General features: G+C 59.9%; 18 protein-coding genes. 7 read left to right on the top strand and 11 right to left on the bottom strand.

The genetic code is table 11. The annotated features are described in order from the left end of the window. Nucleotides 1–35 precede the first annotated feature (35 nt). The 7 genes from ACOOE1_RS08735 to uvrC form a co-directional block, all read right to left on the bottom strand. Nucleotides 36–401 carry a hypothetical protein gene (locus ACOOE1_RS08735; RefSeq protein ID WP_420405959.1) on the bottom strand — a complete coding sequence of 122 codons (366 nt, stop codon included), beginning with the start codon at nucleotides 399–401 and terminating at the stop codon, nucleotides 36–38. 317 nt (nucleotides 402–718) lie between these two features. After that, the gene (locus ACOOE1_RS08730; RefSeq protein WP_420405958.1) at nucleotides 719–1,165 is read right to left on the bottom strand and encodes a molybdenum cofactor biosynthesis protein MoaE; all 447 of its coding nucleotides are present in this window, start codon (nucleotides 1,163–1,165) and stop codon (nucleotides 719–721) included. Between the two features lie 4 nt (nucleotides 1,166–1,169). After that, nucleotides 1,170–1,421, bottom strand: coding sequence for a molybdopterin converting factor subunit 1 (gene moaD, locus ACOOE1_RS08725; RefSeq protein WP_420405957.1), 252 nt, complete (start codon nucleotides 1,419–1,421; stop codon nucleotides 1,170–1,172). Beyond that, nucleotides 1,418–2,689: a gephyrin-like molybdotransferase Glp gene (gene glp, locus ACOOE1_RS08720; protein WP_420405956.1), complete on the bottom strand. Its 1,272-nt coding sequence runs from the start codon at nucleotides 2,687–2,689 to the stop codon at nucleotides 1,418–1,420. The genes moaD and glp overlap by 4 nt, the downstream gene beginning before the upstream one ends. 3 nt (nucleotides 2,690–2,692) lie before the next feature. Beyond that, the gene (gene mobB / locus ACOOE1_RS08715; RefSeq protein ID WP_420405955.1) at nucleotides 2,693–3,199 is read right to left on the bottom strand and encodes a molybdopterin-guanine dinucleotide biosynthesis protein B; all 507 of its coding nucleotides are present in this window, start codon (nucleotides 3,197–3,199) and stop codon (nucleotides 2,693–2,695) included. Nucleotides 3,200–3,236: 37 nt separating this feature from the next. After that, nucleotides 3,237–3,851: a CDP-diacylglycerol--glycerol-3-phosphate 3-phosphatidyltransferase gene (pgsA, locus tag ACOOE1_RS08710; RefSeq protein WP_420405954.1), complete on the bottom strand. Its 615-nt coding sequence runs from the start codon at nucleotides 3,849–3,851 to the stop codon at nucleotides 3,237–3,239. A 75-nt stretch (nucleotides 3,852–3,926) separates the two neighbouring features. Beyond that, nucleotides 3,927–5,852, bottom strand: a complete 1,926-nt coding sequence (uvrC, locus tag ACOOE1_RS08705) for an excinuclease ABC subunit UvrC (RefSeq protein ID WP_420406414.1) — start codon at nucleotides 5,850–5,852, stop codon at nucleotides 3,927–3,929. Between the two features lie 495 nt (nucleotides 5,853–6,347). Between uvrC and ACOOE1_RS08700 the strand changes: the two genes are divergently transcribed. Further along, entirely contained in the window at nucleotides 6,348–7,145 is a 798-nt protein-coding gene (locus ACOOE1_RS08700) for an SDR family NAD(P)-dependent oxidoreductase (RefSeq protein WP_420405953.1), read from the top strand. A 6-nt stretch (nucleotides 7,146–7,151) separates the two neighbouring features. Next, complete coding sequence (locus tag ACOOE1_RS08695; protein WP_420405952.1) at nucleotides 7,152–7,514, top strand: dihydroneopterin aldolase; 363 nt, start codon at nucleotides 7,152–7,154, stop codon at nucleotides 7,512–7,514. Between the two features lie 23 nt (nucleotides 7,515–7,537). Here the strand turns inward: ACOOE1_RS08695 and ACOOE1_RS08690 are convergent, their stop codons facing one another. Then, nucleotides 7,538–8,524, bottom strand: a complete 987-nt coding sequence (locus tag ACOOE1_RS08690) for a calcium/sodium antiporter (RefSeq protein ID WP_420405951.1) — start codon at nucleotides 8,522–8,524, stop codon at nucleotides 7,538–7,540. Between the two features lie 239 nt (nucleotides 8,525–8,763). After that, on the bottom strand, nucleotides 8,764–10,959 hold the full coding sequence (gene uvrB / locus ACOOE1_RS08685) for an excinuclease ABC subunit UvrB (RefSeq protein ID WP_420405950.1): 2,196 nt from the start codon (nucleotides 10,957–10,959) through the stop codon (nucleotides 8,764–8,766). A 176-nt stretch (nucleotides 10,960–11,135) separates the two neighbouring features. Here uvrB and ACOOE1_RS08680 point away from each other — a divergent pair, with 176 nt between their 5' ends. Next, entirely contained in the window at nucleotides 11,136–12,221 is a 1,086-nt protein-coding gene (locus tag ACOOE1_RS08680; protein WP_420405949.1) for a hypothetical protein, read from the top strand. Here the strand turns inward: ACOOE1_RS08680 and ACOOE1_RS08675 are convergent, their stop codons facing one another. Together ACOOE1_RS08675 and ACOOE1_RS08670 are read right to left on the bottom strand one after the other, a co-directional pair. Then, nucleotides 12,222–12,881: a hypothetical protein gene (locus tag ACOOE1_RS08675; protein ID WP_420405948.1), complete on the bottom strand. Its 660-nt coding sequence runs from the start codon at nucleotides 12,879–12,881 to the stop codon at nucleotides 12,222–12,224. It abuts the gene before it with no gap. Between the two features lie 15 nt (nucleotides 12,882–12,896). After that, nucleotides 12,897–13,577 carry an SAM-dependent DNA methyltransferase gene (locus ACOOE1_RS08670; RefSeq protein WP_420405947.1) on the bottom strand — a complete coding sequence of 227 codons (681 nt, stop codon included), beginning with the start codon at nucleotides 13,575–13,577 and terminating at the stop codon, nucleotides 12,897–12,899. Between the two features lie 171 nt (nucleotides 13,578–13,748). On the opposite strand from ACOOE1_RS08670, the gene ACOOE1_RS08665 reads away from it, so the two are divergent. The 4 genes from ACOOE1_RS08665 to ACOOE1_RS08650 are packed head-to-tail and all read left to right on the top strand — an operon-like array spanning nucleotide 13,749 to nucleotide 16,180. Then, nucleotides 13,749–14,702, top strand: a complete 954-nt coding sequence (locus ACOOE1_RS08665) for an IS1595 family transposase (protein WP_420405946.1) — start codon at nucleotides 13,749–13,751, stop codon at nucleotides 14,700–14,702. Nucleotides 14,703–14,722: 20 nt separating this feature from the next. Further along, a complete protein-coding gene (locus ACOOE1_RS08660) occupies nucleotides 14,723–15,469 on the top strand; it encodes a hypothetical protein (RefSeq protein ID WP_420405945.1) in 747 nt (248 codons plus the stop codon). Further along, nucleotides 15,469–16,038, top strand: coding sequence for a type II toxin-antitoxin system VapC family toxin (locus ACOOE1_RS08655; protein WP_420405944.1), 570 nt, complete (start codon nucleotides 15,469–15,471; stop codon nucleotides 16,036–16,038). The genes ACOOE1_RS08660 and ACOOE1_RS08655 overlap by 1 nt, the downstream gene beginning before the upstream one ends. After that, nucleotides 16,022–16,180: a hypothetical protein gene (locus tag ACOOE1_RS08650; RefSeq protein WP_420405943.1), complete on the top strand. Its 159-nt coding sequence runs from the start codon at nucleotides 16,022–16,024 to the stop codon at nucleotides 16,178–16,180. The genes ACOOE1_RS08655 and ACOOE1_RS08650 overlap by 17 nt, the downstream gene beginning before the upstream one ends. Nucleotides 16,181–16,224: the final 44 nt, after the last annotated feature.

Here is a 16,224-nt window from a genome sequence, read left to right as displayed (position 1 = left end):
GCGGCGCCCACAACACGGAGTGCCGCGGCGGGGGATCAGGCGGCGGCGGCGAGCGCGTCGGTTTCCATGAAGACGCAGCGAATGCGCTCGATCCCGGCATAGAGGCAGGCGGCGAAGCGGTGGTTGCCGTCGCAGAGCCGACCGTTGCGGAACACAAGGCTCATGCGGCGAAAATCGCCGTGTCGGACCAGCCAGGCGACGCGTGCCGCATGTTCTTCCGCGCTCATCGGCGTATTGGGGTCGCGAGTGTCGTCTGGGGCGATGAGCCAACCCCGGGCAAGGGCGTCGGCGATATCGGCGTCGGTGATCCGGCGCTCCGCGCCGGCCCAGAACGGGTAGTCCTCGAGGCCGTGTTCGACGGCCACGTCAAGCAAATCGCGCTCTTCCAAGCGAATGCCCATCGCCCGGGTCTCCCTGCCACATCGTCGGTTCTCATCCGGCGACGGGCGTGAGCTGCTCCGGGTAGAGCAAAGGCCGTCTGCGGGGTAACGCAGGCGGCCCGGCGGCCCGTTCAATTGCCGCGTTCCGTATCGTCGAGTGAACGCTTCGCGGCAAATGCGTTTTTTGCATGAAGAGCATGCACTCCATGCATGGGGAAGATCGAAATTTAACTTGCTATTTCAGGGCGATACGGACTCACCGAGCGGTTGCTCCGAGAGCGGTGAAAATTGCTCTGATTGCGACCGTTTGGTGCCGGTTGAGAAAACAGGCCCCAGGCTCAATCCCACTTCGCCGCGGCTGTGTCGTCGCTCGCCCGGGCTTCGACCCAGTCGGCGCCGCTTTCCTTTTCCTCCAGCTTCCAGAACGGGGCCTTGGTCTTCAGCCAGTCGATCAGGAAATGGCAGGCTTCGAAGGCGGCCTCGCGATGAGGCGAGGCGCAGGCGACGAGCACGATCTGTTCGCCCGGTTCCATACGGCCGTAGCGATGGATGATGAGGCTGGCCTCGAGCGGCCAGCGCTCGTTCGCCTCGGCCTCGATCTTTTCCAGCATCTTTTCGGTCATGCCGGGATAATGCTCGAGAGTCATGGCGCCGACCTCCTCGCCGCCAGCCATGTCGCGGACCAGGCCGACGAAACTGGTGACGCCGCCGATATTGTGATTGCCGGTTCCAAGGGCCTGCAGTTCCTTGCCCAGGTCGAAATCTTCCTTCTGGACCCGGATCATGGCCTCAGCCTCCCGTGACCGGCGGAAAGAAGGCGACCTCGTCGCCGGCTTTCACCGGCGCGTCGAGTTCGACGAATTCCTGGTTCACCGCTGCGCGCACCACTTCCATGTTCTGGAAGGCGTCCTCGAAACCCGGCCCGCGGGTCTTCAGCCACTGGATCAGTCCGGCAACATCCGTCACCTCGGCCGGCGGCGTCACGTCTTCCTCTCCGATACCGGTCTTGCCTCGCATCCAGGCGAAATAGAGAATCTTCACAGGCCAACCTCGCTGAAGGGCAGGTAATCGACAATGTCGCCGACTTTGATCCGGCTACAATCCTCGGGCAGTTCCACGAGACCGTCGGCGGCTACCATAGAGCTAAGCACGCCGGCGCCATCGCGCTCGAACTTTTCCGCTTCCGGTTCGCCCTCACCATTCCGGCGCAGCGTGACCCGGACATATTCGCGGCGGTCCAGTTTCTTCTTGTAGTCGAAGGCGGCGCGGACCGGGAAGAGCCTGGGCGATAGCGGGCGGGCGCCGGACAGAAGTTCGATCAGCGGGCGGGCGACGCGCAGGAAGGTGACCATGACGGCGACCGGGTTGCCGGGCAGGCCGACAAATGGCGTCCGACCGATCTGGCCCAGTGCCACGGGACGGCCGGGTTTGATCGCGAGCCGCCAGAAATGGAGCGAGCCGAGGGTCTCGACTGCGGCTTTCACATGATCTTCGCCGCCGCTCGACACCCCGCCGGAAGTCAGGATCATGTCCGCGCCTTGCGCGGCCGAGGCGAGACCGTTCCGGATTTCGTTCTGCCTGTCGGGAAGGATTCCCATATCGATCACCTCCACGCCGAGCCCCCGCAACAGGGCGGCCAGGGTGTGGCGGTTCGAATCGTAGACCGTTCCCGCGGGAGCTTCGGTGCCGGGGTCGCGTATTTCGTCGCCGGTTGAGAAGATCGCTACCCGCAGGGGCTTGTAGACCGGCAGGCTTGTAAGCCCGGTCGCCGCCGCCAGCCCGATATCCTGCGGCCTGAGACGGATCCCGGCTTCGAGCATGCGGTCGCCCTCAGTGATGTCTTCGCCGGCGAAGCGCCGGTTGGCACCGCGTCTGATCCCGGGCGGAATGACGACGCGATCGCCGTCGTCCTGGCAGTCTTCCTGCATCAGCACCGTGTCGGGGCCGGCGCCGCTTTCCCCGGAAGGCATCGGGGCGCCGGTGAAGATCCGGATTGCGGTTCCGCGCTGCTGAGGCATGGTCAGCGGATGACCGGCAGCGACCGTGGCGGCCAGAGGGAGAACCGTCTCCGCTTCCGGCGCGAGATCGTCGAAATAGACGGCATAGCCGTCGACAGCGGAATTGTCGTGCGGCGGAACCGAGCGGCCGGCGACAAGGTCCCCGGCCAGAATACGTCCGAGAGCGGCGTCAAGCCTCACCTCTTCGGGCGTGACCACCGGCGTAAGGATCTCGCGAAAGCGGGCAAGCGCTTCGGCGACGGGAATCAGCTTTCCGCCGAAGGCGAAGCAGTCATCTGTCAGTTGCGCCATGGCTCACGCGGCTTTCGATAGACCTGTGATCTCGAGAATATAGTCCGCCAGCGCCGGTACATCGTTCAAATCGAGCACGGGAACGGTCGCCTCCCCGACCGGACCGTCGGAAGCCACCGCCCTGATCAAAGGATCGTTCGGCTGCAGCAGGGACTTGCCCGTCTCCCGCCGGAAGATCTCCATCTTGTCGTGCGCGTGCTCCTTGAAGCCCTCGATGAGGAGCAGGTCCACCGGACTCATATGCGGCAGCAATTCCTCGATCGTCGGCTCCGGCGCGCCGCGGTTCTCGTGCATCAGCGCCCAGCGGCTGGCGGAAGTGACCAGCACTTCCGTCGCGCCGGCCTCCCTGTGTTCGTAGGAATCCTTGCCCGGCTTGTCGACATCGAAAGTGTGATGAGCGTGCTTCATGGTCGACACCCGGACGCCGCGAGTGACGAGTTCCGGGAGCAGCTTTACGAGCAGGGTGGTCTTGCCACTGCCGCTCCATCCGACGAGACCGAAAATTTTCATGGGGGAAGTCTAGAGGTCCGGGCATGCGGGACTCAAGTCACGCATCCGCCGCGGCGCCCTTGCCTTTCGCTGTCTTGCGGCGCGCCCGTTCTGCGGCCGCTTCCGGAGTCACGTGCAACAGGCCGGAGCGCAGGTAGTCGTAGCCGGTGACAAGGGTCAGTATCGCTGCGGCCCAGAGCAGGCCTTCGCCGATCAGCACGGTCGGCAGCCAGGCCGGACCGGCCTCGCCGACGATCAGGAAGCCGAGCGAGCCGATCTGGATCGCGGTCTTCCATTTCGCCAGACGGCTGACCGGCATGCGCACCTGGATCTCGGCGAGGAACTCGCGCAGACCGGAGACCAGGATCTCGCGCAGCAGGATGATGAGCGCCGGAAGCAGGCTATACCCGGAAATATGGTCCAGCGCGCAGAGGATCAGCAGGCAGGCCCCGACCAGAAGCTTGTCGGCGATCGGATCGAGCAGGCGGCCGAAATCGGACTGCTGGTTCATCGAGCGGGCGAGATAGCCGTCCAGATAGTCCGTGATCCCGGCAAAGGCGTAGAGCGCCAGGGCGATCCAGCGGTAGGTCGGCTCGTTGATCCAGATGAACGCCACGATAAACGGGATCACCAGGATACGCGAAAGGGTGAGCAGATTTGGCAGGCCGGTCATATCTCTGCTTCGATCTGAAGATTGGCTTCGGGCGACGCTCGGGCCGCTCTCTTCTTCAGGCTGAAGCTACACCAATCAGCGCTCGTCGTGGAAGAAATCATATATCCGTCTTGCGACGGTCTTGCTGATTCCGTCCACGGCTTCAAGGTCCTGCAGGCCGGCGCGGGAGACCTCGCGGGCGGACCCGAAATGGTGCAGCAGCGCCTTCTTGCGCTTGGCGCCGATTCCGGGAATCTCGTCAACTTTCGACTGTCCGATCGCCTTTGCGCGTTTCGCCCGGTGAGTCTCGATGGCGAAACGGTGCGCCTCGTCCCGCAGGCGCTGCAGGAAATAGAGCACCGGATCGTTGACCGGCAGCGAGAAGGGCGGGCGTTTGCCGGTGAAGAACCGTTCGCGGCCGGCATCCCGGTCGGGACCCTTGGCGATCGAGACGATCGCCACGTCCTCGATCCCAAGCTCATGGAACACTTCGCGCGCCACGCTGTCCTGACCCTGGCCGCCATCGATCAGGATGAGGTCCGGCCAGTTGCCTGAGGTCCGGTCCGGATCCTCTTTCAGGGCCCGGCTGAAACGGCGGGTCAGGACCTGGCGCATCATCGCGTAATCGTCGCCGGCCTGGACCGGCGTGTCCGCATCCTCTTCCAGTTCCCCGGGCGCGGGCGTCGGTGCGCCGGCGGGGACCACGTTGCGGATGTTGAACTTGCGGTAGGCGTTCTTCATCAGTCCGTCGGGCCCCGCGACGATCATTGCGCCGATCGCGTTCGTGCCCTGGATATGGCTGTTGTCGTAGACCTCGATCCGCTCCGGCGGCTGCTCGAGGTCGAGTGCGTCGGCGAGACCGTCGAGCAACTTGCGCTGGGAGGCGCTCTCGGCAAGACGGCGGCCATGCGCCTCGCGCGCGTTGGCGATCGCGTGCTCCATCAGCTTGCGCTTGGAACCGCGCTGCGGGCGCAGCACCTCGACCTTGCGGTCGGCCCGGGTGCTGAGTGCTTCGGCGATCAGCTCCTGTTCCGGCATGTCGTGGCTCACCAGGACCAGTTTCGGCGGCGGCTTGTTGTCGTAGAACTGGCCGATGAAGGCGGCGAGGATCTCGCCCGCTTCGAGGCTCTTGTCGTGACTCGGGAAGTAGGCCCGGTTGCCGTAGTTGCTGCCGCCGCGGAAGAAGAACACCTGTATGCAGGCGGAACCGCCCTCGCCATGCAGGGCGAGCACGTCCGCATCCTCGACACCCTCGACATTGATGTCCTGGTGCGACTGGATATGGGCCAGCGCCCGGATCCGGTCGCGGTAGCGCGCGGCGCTCTCGAAATCGAGTGCGTCGCTCGCTTCCTGCATGCGTTCGGCGAGCTGTTGCGAAACCTTGCGGCTGGAGCCGGTGAGGAAGGCCTTTGCCTGGGCGATCAGTTCGCCGTATTCCGCCTCGCCGACATAGCCGACGCAGGGCGCGGCGCAGCGCTTGATCTGGTACTGCAGGCAGGGCCGGGTCCGGCTGGCGAAAATCGCATCGGAGCAGTTCCGGATCAGGAAGGCGCGCTGCAGGGCGGTGATCGTCCGGTTCACCGCGCCGGCGGAGGCGAAGGGGCCGAAATAGTCGCCCTTGCGGCTGCGCGCGCCGCGATGCTTCACCAGTTGCGGCCAGTCGTGGTCGCCGGTCAGAAGGATGTAGGGAAAGGACTTGTCGTCGCGCAGCAGAACGTTGAAGCGCGGGCGCAGCTTCTTGATGAGATTGCTCTCGAGCAGCAGCGCCTCGACCTCGGTATGGGTGCGCACGAATTCCATCCGCTGGGTCTCACTCACCATGCGGAAGATGCGGTGCGGCAGCTTGGCCGGGAAGGTGTAGTTCGAGACCCGCTTCTTGAGGTTGCGCGCTTTGCCGACATAGAGCACGTCGTCCGCATGATCGAGCATGCGGTAGACGCCGGGCGCGTTCGGCAGCAGTTTCACCTGCGCCTGGATCACCTTCACGCCGCGCTCGATGTCCGGTTTCGGCGCCCGGGCCATTTGCGCCTTGTCCGGACTCTCGTCCGGGGCGTCGGGGGAAGCTGGTTTGGCTGACGACATGCGGTCTTTCTAGCGGATCGCAAGGGATACGGAAATGGGTTCACGCAGAACGTTTCTGGAACGTCCCGCGAGGCGGGCAATGTCTGTCCGACTCTATCCCCGTTCCGTGTGGAAAAGGCTGTGAATAACTCCTGCGTGGCATGTTCGAGCGCCCAATTTCCCTCAATCTGGACGCTTTGCCCAAAAATTGAGCAGGATGGATAAGTGTCTGAAATCACTCAATAAATACGCTAAGGTGCTGATTCATATCATAATTTGTGACGAGGTGGTGACCGATTCATTACTTGGATTATGATTAAGGGCGAATGTGTAAAAAATGCCGTCAAATTCGTGCTCTTGCTTTCCGTTGCTGTCTTACGAGGTTAGGTTCGGTGCAGCAAATAACGAGATCCACGTGAAGTCGACTCCCAGATGAATTCCAGACAGGCCGGAGACATGCGGACAGCACTCGTGACGGGTGGCGCACGCCGGGTCGGGGCGACCCTTGCGCGGGGTCTCGCGGCGGATGGCTGGCATGTCCTTGTTCACTACAACGGCTCCGCCAATGACGCAGAAGAACTGAAAGCGGAGATTCTGGCCGCGGGCGGTGCTGCGGGCACCGTGCAATGCGACCTCGCCGATGCCGCGGCGGCAAGCGCGGTGATCCCGGACCTTGCCGGGAGCGTGCCGCCCTTCGGCCTGCTGGTGAACAATGCCTCGATGTTCGAAGGGGACCGTCTCGACAGCCTTACCGCGGAGGCGATAGATCGTCATCACGCGGTCAATCTGCGGGCACCGGTGCTGCTCTCCCAGGCCTTCGCCCGGCAGGTGCGCAGGCAGGCGGCGGGGGGCATGGCGCCGGGACCCGGCTGCTGCATCGTCAACCTGCTCGACAACAAGGTCTTCGCCCCGAACCCTGACTATCTGTCCTATTCGCTGACCAAGTTCGGGCTCGAGGGGCTGACCCGCATGCTGGCGATGGAACTGGCGCCCGAGATCCGCGTCGCCGGCATCGCGCCCGGCGTCACCCTGCCGAGCGGGCCGCAGACCGAGGCTGAGTTCGAGCAATCACAGGAAGCGCTGCTGCTTAGGCGCGGCTGCTCGCCGGAACAGATCATGGCCGCGCTGCGCTTCATCCTCGCGGCGCCGGCCTTTACCGGGCAGACCGTCACCATCGACGGCGGCCAGGCGCTGCAGGCGCTGCCCCGCGACATCGCCTATCTGGGCGGGGCTTTCATGGACGGGGAGGGCTGAGACGCCATGCCGATCACCAGTGCCCGGATTCTGCTGGAGAATTTCGCCGTCAATGTCGATATCGGCATCCACGAGTTCGAGCGCGGCCAGCCACAACGTGTGCTGGTCAGCGTCGAGATGGAGGTCGATGTCGATCCGACCGGGGCCGGCGACGATATCGAGCGCGTGCTGGACTACGATTTCGTCCGCACCGAGATCCTGGAACTGGTCAAGGCCCGGCGCTTCAATCTGCAGGAGACCTTCTGCCACGCCATCATCCGGATCATCGCCGAACGTTCGGCGGTACGCTGGGTCCGGGCGACCACGCGCAAGCCCGACGTCTACGAGGATTGCGAGGCGGTCGGCTTCAGCCTGCTCTATGAGCGTTGACCGGACGCGCGCGCTAGAGGCAATCAGCCGCCGGCGAGGCTGACCACCGGAATTGTCGTGAACTGGCCCATGATGAAGAGGCCGTAGCCGAGGAAGAATGCGACCGCGAGCGGGCGGCCGAGGCTCTTCAGGCTGAGTGCGGCGGTGACGAATATCAGGGTGACGCCGACCATGACCCAGAGATCGGTCTCCATGATCTCCTGCGGGATGCCGACCGGCTGCACCACCGCGACGGCACCGAGAATGCCCAGGGTGTTGAAGATGTTGCTGCCGATGATGTTGCCGAGCGCGACGTCGTTGTGCCGGCGCACGGCGGCGACGATGGTGGTGGCGAGCTCCGGCATCGAGGTGCCGAGCGCGACCATGGTGATGCCGATCACGGTTTCCGAAACCCCGAGCAGGCGGGCGACATCGACCGCGCCGTCGACCAGCAGCCGCGCGCCGAACACAACGCCGACAAGGCCGATGACGGTATAGAGCGCCGCCTTGGGCATCGAGTCGGGCAGGTTGTCGAACTCGTCCACTTCCTTGGCATGCACGCTCTCGTCGCCGGCAAGGCTCGTCTTGCGGTCCTCGCGGTAGCAGTAGAAGAGGTATCCGAAGAGTACGGCCAGCATCACGATGCCGTGCCAGCGCTCGATCATGCCCGCGTTGCAGAGCAGGACGAAGACCACGGTGGAGAGCAGCAGCATGAAGCCGTCGCGGCGCAGCGCCGGGTCGCCGCAGGCGAAGGGATAGATCACCCCGACGGTGCCGATCATCAGCAGGATGTTGGCGATGTTGCTGCCGATCACGTTGCCGACCGCAATGCCGTCATGGCCGTGCAGCGCCGCCTTCAGGCTGACGAACAGTTCCGGCGCCGAGGTGCCGAAGGCGATGACGGTGAGGCCGATGACATGGGGCGAGATCTTCAGGATGCGGGCGCCGCCGACGGCACCCCGGATCATGATCTCCGCGGCGACCAGGAGGACGATGAGGCCGCCGATGGCGAGGGCGAGGGGCAGGATCACGCAGCGGCTCCCGCTTGCATACAATCTCGGGAGTGATGACAACGATCTGCGGTCACGGGGATTTGCCTTCCAGCGCTTCGGTTCGGGACGGACCCGGCGCCCTCCTCGCATCGGGGGGAGGGCGGCGGATCTGGGTGACTGCCCCTTGATATTAGAGCCAGACCCCTGCTTTCAATGGCATTCGTGGTCGGATCGGGATTTCCTGCGCATCCCGTGGCGACAGACCTGCCGCCATCGCCCTATTTGCGGCGCCTGCCGGATGTGCGTTTCGGCGGTTTGCCCGATCCCTTGCGACCACTGGGTGGCTGCACCGGGCCCTTGATCTTCACCACCGCGCCCTTGGGCAGCGGCTTGCCCTCCAGCGTCATGCCGAGATCGGCCGTCTCCAGCCGCTTGATCTCGTCGCGCAGCCGCGCCGCCTCCTCGAACTCGAGATCGGCGGCGGCGGTGCGCATGGCGGCCTCCAGTTCCGAAATGACCTGCTTGATGTCCTTGCCGACCAGCTCGCCCTCGTCGGAGCCGGTCTCGACGGTCACGTGGTCGCCGCGCTCGTAGACGCTCTCCAGGATGTCGCCGATCGATTTCTTCACGCTCTCCGGCGTGATGCCGTGGGCGGCGTTGTACTCCTCCTGCCGCGCCCGGCGCCGGTTGGTCTCGTCGATCGCGTATTGCAGGCTGTCGGTCATCCGGTCGGCATAGAGCAGCACCCTTCCCTCGACGTTGCGCGCCGCGCGGCCGATGGTCTGCACCAGCGAGGTCTTCGAGCGCAGATAGCCCTCCTTGTCGGCATCGAGGATCGCGACCAGCGCGCATTCCGGGATGTCGAGCCCCTCGCGCAGCAGGTTGATGCCGATCAGTACGTCGAAAACGCCGAGCCGGAGGTCGCGGATGATCTCGATCCGCTCCAGCGTCTCCACGTCGGAATGGATGTAGCGCACCTTGATGCCGGCCTCGTGCATGTACTCGGTCAGTGCCTCGGCCATCTTCTTGGTCAGCGTGGTGATCAGCACCCGCTGTCCCTTGGCCGCGCAGTCCTTGCACTCGGCGATCACGTCGTCGACCTGGGTCTCGGTCGGGCGGATGATGCATTCCGGGTCGGTCAGCCCGGTCGGGCGCACGACCTGCTCGATGAAGACGCCGCCGGTACGGTCCAGCTCCCACGGGCCCGGCGTCGCCGAGACGAACACCGTCTGCGGCCGCATGTCCTCCCATTCCTCGAACTTGAGCGGGCGGTTGTCGAGGCAGGAGGGCAGGCGGAAGCCGAATTCGGAGAGCGTCGATTTGCGCGCGAAGTCGCCTTTGTACATGGCGCCGATCTGCGGCACCGTCACATGGCTCTCGTCGACGATCAGCAGCGCGTTCTCCGGCAGGTACTCGAACAGGGTCGGCGGCGGCTCGCCCGGATTGCGCCCGGAGAGATAGCGCGAATAATTCTCGATCCCGGCGCAGGAGCCGGTCGCCTCCATCATCTCCATGTCGAGCACGGTGCGCTGCTCGAGGCGCTGCGCCTCCAGCAGCTTGCCCGCCTTGTTCATCTCGTCGAGCCGGAGCTTCAGCTCCTGCTTGATCGCCTTCACCGCCTGGTGCAGCGTCGGCTTCGGCGTCACATAGTGGCTGTTGGCGAAGATCCGGATCTGCTCGAGATTGGCCGTCTTCTGCCCGGTCAGCGGGTCGAATTCGTGGATCTGGTCGACCTCGTCGCCGAAGAGCGAGAGCCGCCAGGCGCGATCCTCGAGGTGGGCCGGGAAGATCTCGATCGAATCCCCGCGCACCCGGAAGGTGCCGCGGTGGAAGCTGGCATCGTTCCGCCGGTACTGCAGCTCGACCAGCTGGCGCATCAGCTTCGTCTGGTCGATGGTCGCGCCGGCCTTCACATTGACCGTCATCTTGCCGTAGGTCTCGACCGCGCCGATGCCGTAGATGCAGGACACGGACGCCACGATGATGACGTCGTCGCGCTCCAGGAGCGCGCGCGTCGCCGAGTGCCGCATCCGGTCGATCTGCTCGTTGATCGAGGCTTCCTTCTCGACATAGGTGTCGGTGCGCGGGACGTAGGCCTCCGGCTGGTAATAGTCGTAATAGGAGACGAAATACTCGACCGCGTTGTTCGGGAAGAAGCTCTTCATCTCGCCGTAGAGCTGGGCGGCCAGCGTCTTGTTCGGCGCCAGCACGAGGGCCGGGCGCCGGATCTCCTGGATCACATGCGCCATGGTGAAGGTCTTGCCCGAGCCGGTGACGCCGAGCAGCACCTGGTCCATCTCCTCACCCTCGATCCCCGCGACGAGATCCCGGATCGCCGCCGGCTGGTCGCCCGCCGGCCTGTACTCCGAGACGATCTCGAACGGCCGCCCGCGATCCTGGGGCGCGGCGTCGGACTTCAGATCGGGCTTCAGCGCGCCGACGAGGGCGGGGGCGTCTTCGAGTTGCGTGCTCATGGGGGGAATGTAGGGGGTGGGGGGAGGGGAGGGAAGGGGCACAAGGAGCTTCGGCAAATACAACCGATACATCTTGCCCTCAAAACCACATAAACGTTTGACAACTGTGGTTAATGTTCGTCAGAAGAGGTGGATAGAAACTTACCTATTAGTTGTAATTTTTGCTAGGCTGACTGATGCCCAAGAAGTCTTTAGAGCCAAACGAAATAGCGCTCATCAAAGCGATGCTCAATCGTGGCATGAGAAACAACGAGATCCAGTTTCATTTCAATCGACCAGATAGGCCAGTGAATTCTGGACGAATTACCGAGATTAAAGGCGGTTTGCGGTGGGCTGACATATCGCCAGCCACCGACGATGAGCTTGATCGATTTCTCTCGCCTAGCTTGCCCTCTCAGGAGCCATCTGGTGCGGTATTTTCATCCGATGGTGAATTGCCAATTAAGCTTGTATCGGCGCCACCGTCATCCGCCCCAGAAGCAAGGCCGGAACAGATTGAGCTCTATAGTGAGCTTAAGGTCCAAGTTGCATCTCTATTGGAAAGCGGTGACAATTTATTAGGAGGTTTAGGTAGGGAATTAGAACGATTTAGCGCATCTTTGCCTGAAGACATACAAGAGGCCATGATTGTTACAATTTGGTCTCGTGGAAATGCTCTTAGAGCAGCTCTGAAGGCACATGATAAGGTTTCAAACTCAGCCGATTTTCACCCAAGCGCACTCGATCCAGGTATCGCCGAGAAACTTCGAGGATTACTAAGTACTTTTAATATTTTCATTTTGAGCGACTCTAGAGGATCGACTCTTGAAAGCCAGTCAGCGGGGCCCAATGAGCGAGATGCAATATTTGGCGATCTCAAAGTTATACAAGAAGTCATAGATGATGTGGAAAAGGTGGCGGATGAAGATGCGTCGCAAATTCTGCGAGAGCAATTTGATGAAGGATTACATTCTCTAAACGATGAATATGGAAATCGAGCATTGGTACTTGCGAGCAAAAGCTCGAAGAACTTTGTCACTGCGACTATTGTCGCGGCATTCCACAGAATTCGAAATGTAACGAATCTTGAAACGCATTATCTGCTGTCAGCGATACAAAAAAACTCAGACAGTGTTGGAAGGGTATTGGGGGAATCAATTGTCGTGGGAGAGATTTTTGCCTTCGTGCTTGGACATTCTAGTCCGATATTGACATTCTTAGAGAGGATCCATGCGGATCAGGTTCTCTTTCATATTGTCCGATTTATTCAGAATATTTTCTAATCATGTTTCAATTAGACTAATTAATTTCTCTCTAAAATGTTCGTTAACTTTTTCAACTTCTGAGGCGATATTCCAGTTGAAGTGATCGTCTAGTTCGTTTTTAACTAAGCTGTAAGGTTTTCCGATTGAGCACTTACCATAATAAAAAATAATTCTGGACTGTATTGTTTGTGGTATTAAGTTTTTTAATTCGCCGTATGATTTTAACAAAATCTGCAAACAAAGCGTGTCTCTTAGAATTGATCTTCTTTTTCCGGAATCGTGTGTTCCAGATCCTCTTTTGATTTCATATGCAGATAAAGAACCCGTTCTGCGATCGTACACTATTGCATCGACCTGCAGTGTCCGATGTCCAGCTATGTAAGGAATGTTGGTGTGCTGAATCAAGCTGGGGTCGTTGATTGCGCTGTCAACTATGTGATCAGCAGAAGGTGAAACTTGAAAGTACCGATCCTCCCAAACTTCTAAATCGGGGCACAATTTCAACTGCTCGAGTATGGCCCTTTCAATAATAAACCCATGTCGTTTGTATGCTGAACTTATGATGCTAACAATTCTAGATAGGCTTTCCCCTGCCAAGGGATCAGGCTGAAATTTTTTCGATTTTAATCTCTCAATCGTGGCCTCAATATCTGGGCGTATCTTTTCTAGTAGAGTCATGTAGGTTTTCTATTCTTATAAAAGAAGAGGTTCTTGTTTTTTTGTGTAATTTTCATTGTGCACTTTATTTGTTGGAGAGACGTTATAGTCTCCTTCGCGCTCAAGTTTCTTTCTGCATGGAGGAATCCATACTAGTTCTGTAGGTCTAATCACGCCAATCTCCCAAACAAGCCAAGCATATCCAGTTGCTGTTGATGCTCGTTCGTCTAAGCGGCCTTTAACCATTGGAACTCGTTCTGTAAATTGGGCGACTTTTGTGGGAGGGAAAACAGAAAACAATCGTTCATATCGACCAACACTCTCGATGAAAACAGTTCGAGTAAGCATAGCTATGCCGCGTCGTGCGATTGGTCGTGCTCTTTCTATAAATTGTTCAGCTAGCCGGAACGGAGGATTGGTGATTACCCAGTCATAGGATCCAGTTTGAATAGGTTTGTTCAAAAAATCTGATACTTCACCATACCCATAATCGAAAACGTCGCTAGCGTGAACTTCTCCAAAATACTCACGTAAAACTTTTGCCATGTGCCCTTGCCCGCACGCGGGCTCTAGGCAGGTAAGCCTTTCGGTGAATTTTCCTGGTTCGATCACGTACTCAAGTAACGCGCGAGTAGCCCAAGGCGGTGTTGGGAAATTATCTAAACTGTCCTTTGCTTCAGCCCGTTGCGCCATAACGGCATGGGATATGTTTTGCATTTTAGGCCTACTCTATTTCGTTGTCGGCGCTGACATGATCACAATATATTGTTATGTTCGCTGACTTTAGCGAATTTTCCGACTAGGCCACAACACCATTTTTTTGGTGATAGTATACCTTGCAAACCCAGATCGGATTCCCATATCTAAGGGGCTAGAGGAGAAGCCCCGATGTCCGTTCTGTCCAAACCCTACTTTCACGATGAAGCCGCCGCTTTCGAGTATCTGGAAAGCGTAGTCTGGCAGGACGGAACCGTGTGCCCGCACTGCGGCAACGCTGAGCAGTCCCGCATGTATCGGATCAAGGCAAACCCGGAGAAGCGGGTCCGTCATGGTCTTTGGAAATGCGCCGAGTGCCGCAAGCAGTTCACCGCGAAAATCGGCAGCATCTTCGAACACGCCCGCATCCCGATGCACAAGATCCTTCAGGCCGTTTACCTGATGGCGTGCAGCAAGAAGGGCATCAGCGCGCACCAGCTAAGCCGCATCCTGGAAATCACCTACAAAAGCGCGTGGTTTCTCGCTCACCGCATCCGTGAGGCGATGCGCTCCGGCGATCTGTCTCCGTTCGGTGGTGAAGGCGAGACGGTCGAAGTCGATGAAACCTTCATCGGTCACGATTACGACGTGAAGCCGAAGTACGAGAAGAAGGGGCGCGGCTACGCTCACAAGTTCAAGGTTCTGACGCTGGTGGATCGTCGCGGTCAGGCCCGGAGCATGGTGGTGGACGATCTGAAGATGTCCACGATAGTTCCGATCCTGAAAGAGAACATCGACGCGGAAACGCGCGTGGTGACGGATGAGGCCGGTCAGTACAAGTTTCTGAACCGCGACTTTGCCGAGCATGAGTTCGTGCGTCACGGTCAGGGCGAATACGGTCGCGGCCCGATCCACACGAACACCATCGAAGGCTACTTCAGCATTTTCAAGCGCGGCATGAAGGGCGTCTATCAGCACTGCGCGAAGAAGCATCTGCACCGGTATCTGGCGGAATTCGACTTCCGTTACAACAACCGGGAGAAGCTAGGCATTAATGACGGAGCGCGTGCAATTCGCGCACTCCATGGTATCGTTGGTAAGCGGCTGACGTATCGGGACTCGCCAATGGCGCCCTCCCAAGCGTAGGCCGCATGGGGAAAGCTGCTATGGCTGATGGCGCCGAATATCGATTCAAGATCGATGCATACACACCGGACACCATTCCTATGGGCCGTCTGGCTGAGTACATGGCTGATTTGGCAGCGATGCTTGGCGAGCCGGAACGGGTGCACTTTGACCGTCTTGAACCCGGCAGCGTTGTTCTGGTGCAGAAAATCGACCCGCCTGCGGTCCTCAAGGTTAGGGAGCGGGTCAAACAGATAAACAGCGGCAGCGCTCCCACGGAGGCCCTTAGAGCGTTCGAGCGCACGAATAGCAGGCTGAAGCAGGACAACAGTATCGGCGCCCTATCCGAGGGCGAAGGCGCTGAGGTAATCCGGTTTCCCGGCAGGGAAATGCCGGAGCCGCTGGTCTATGGACCGATAAACCAAGACGGCACACTCGATGGTCAAGTCATCGTTGTCGGCGGAACAGGGGATTGGGTGCCGGTTCACATCAGTCGAGCCGGAAGCACATTTAACTGTCATGCCGAGAGAGAGATGGCTAAGCGACTCGCTCAGTACATCTTCGGCAAAGAGGTCCGTGTGCGCGGAAACGCTCGCTGGGAGCGCGATGAGCATGGAATCTGGAACCTATTGCGGTTTCGGATCTACGACTTCCAGGTGCTTGACGATGAGCCGTTAAGCGGGGTGGTCGCTCGAATGAGGGCCATCGAAGGTAGCGGGTGGCCGGAGATAGAAGACCCTTGGGGTGAATTGTCCAAAATGCGTGGTGAGGGCGACGAGATTCATTGATGGTCGTTTTTGACGCCACCATACTGATTGCGTTGCTACACCCGAACGGTCGTCCGCCTCGGTGCCGAGGTACGAATCTTCCGGTCGATGGTTTTGAAGATCGGATAGATTTTTTAATCGAGACACTTGAGAGGCAGCGGGAAAAAATCATCATCCCCGCCCCGGTATTAAGCGAAATACTGGTTCACGCTGATAGGGCTGGGACGGGATACCTGCACGAGCTAAGCAATGCTGCGGTCTTTCGACCTGTTCCATTTGATGAAAGGGCTGCGGTGGAAGTTGCCGCTATGGCACGCATGCGCCGAGAAAGCGGTGGCCTGCCGCGCCGGGACGGCCAAACGTTCGCAAAGCTGAAATACGACAGGCAAATCGTAGCCACGGCCATAGTCGAGAGAGCTTCTGCAATCTATTCAGATGATGGCGACATAAAGGCCTTGGGAGACCGTCACGGTATTCCTGTGATTCGGATCGAAGATCTCCCCTTGCCTCCGGTCCCGCCGCAGATGGAAATCTCATTCCATGAAAATGCAGGCTCAATCACGGATGAGCGCGATGACAAAGAAGACTAGTCAGGCTGAGAAATTCAAAGAAGCGGCCCGCGAACTTGGCGCGGACAAGAACGAAGATCGCTTTGACGAAGCGATGAAGCGGCTGGTGAAAAAGGGCGCGCCACAAAAGAACAAAACCCCGCCGAAGCGGGGTTTTGACTAAGGCCGCAGCAAACTTGTTATCGTCGGCGCTTCGGCCTGCCATCC

It is taken from the genome of Nisaea sp. (assembly GCF_965216895.1).
Classification (GTDB): domain Bacteria; phylum Pseudomonadota; class Alphaproteobacteria; order Thalassobaculales; family Thalassobaculaceae; genus Nisaea.
This window is presented reverse-complemented; position numbering and strand designations above follow the sequence as displayed.

What these genes read in the sequence shown, in the direction of transcription:
- ACOOE1_RS08735 (WP_420405959.1), bottom strand. Translation starts at nt 401, where the DNA reads ATGGGCATTCGCTTGGAAGAGCGCGATTTGCTTGACGTGGCCGTCGAA.
- ACOOE1_RS08730 (WP_420405958.1), bottom strand. Translation starts at nt 1,165, where the DNA reads ATGATCCGGGTCCAGAAGGAAGATTTCGACCTGGGCAAGGAACTGCAG.
- glp (WP_420405956.1), bottom strand. Translation starts at nt 2,689, where the DNA reads ATGGCGCAACTGACAGATGACTGCTTCGCCTTCGGCGGAAAGCTGATT.
- mobB (WP_420405955.1), bottom strand. Translation starts at nt 3,199, where the DNA reads ATGAAAATTTTCGGTCTCGTCGGATGGAGCGGCAGTGGCAAGACCACC.
- pgsA (WP_420405954.1), bottom strand. Translation starts at nt 3,851, where the DNA reads ATGACCGGCCTGCCAAATCTGCTCACCCTTTCGCGTATCCTGGTGATC.
- uvrC (WP_420406414.1), bottom strand. Translation starts at nt 5,852, where the DNA reads ATGGCCCGGGCGCCGAAACCGGACATCGAGCGCGGCGTGAAGGTGATC.
- ACOOE1_RS08700 (WP_420405953.1), top strand. Translation starts at nt 6,348, where the DNA reads ATGCGGACAGCACTCGTGACGGGTGGCGCACGCCGGGTCGGGGCGACC.
- ACOOE1_RS08695 (WP_420405952.1), top strand. Translation starts at nt 7,152, where the DNA reads ATGCCGATCACCAGTGCCCGGATTCTGCTGGAGAATTTCGCCGTCAAT.
- uvrB (WP_420405950.1), bottom strand. Translation starts at nt 10,959, where the DNA reads ATGAGCACGCAACTCGAAGACGCCCCCGCCCTCGTCGGCGCGCTGAAG.
- ACOOE1_RS08680 (WP_420405949.1), top strand. Translation starts at nt 11,136, where the DNA reads ATGCCCAAGAAGTCTTTAGAGCCAAACGAAATAGCGCTCATCAAAGCG.
- ACOOE1_RS08675 (WP_420405948.1), bottom strand. Translation starts at nt 12,881, where the DNA reads ATGACTCTACTAGAAAAGATACGCCCAGATATTGAGGCCACGATTGAG.
- ACOOE1_RS08670 (WP_420405947.1), bottom strand. Translation starts at nt 13,577, where the DNA reads ATGCAAAACATATCCCATGCCGTTATGGCGCAACGGGCTGAAGCAAAG.
- ACOOE1_RS08665 (WP_420405946.1), top strand. Translation starts at nt 13,749, where the DNA reads ATGTCCGTTCTGTCCAAACCCTACTTTCACGATGAAGCCGCCGCTTTC.
- ACOOE1_RS08660 (WP_420405945.1), top strand. Translation starts at nt 14,723, where the DNA reads ATGGCTGATGGCGCCGAATATCGATTCAAGATCGATGCATACACACCG.
- ACOOE1_RS08655 (WP_420405944.1), top strand. Translation starts at nt 15,469, where the DNA reads ATGGTCGTTTTTGACGCCACCATACTGATTGCGTTGCTACACCCGAAC.
- ACOOE1_RS08650 (WP_420405943.1), top strand. Translation starts at nt 16,022, where the DNA reads ATGACAAAGAAGACTAGTCAGGCTGAGAAATTCAAAGAAGCGGCCCGC.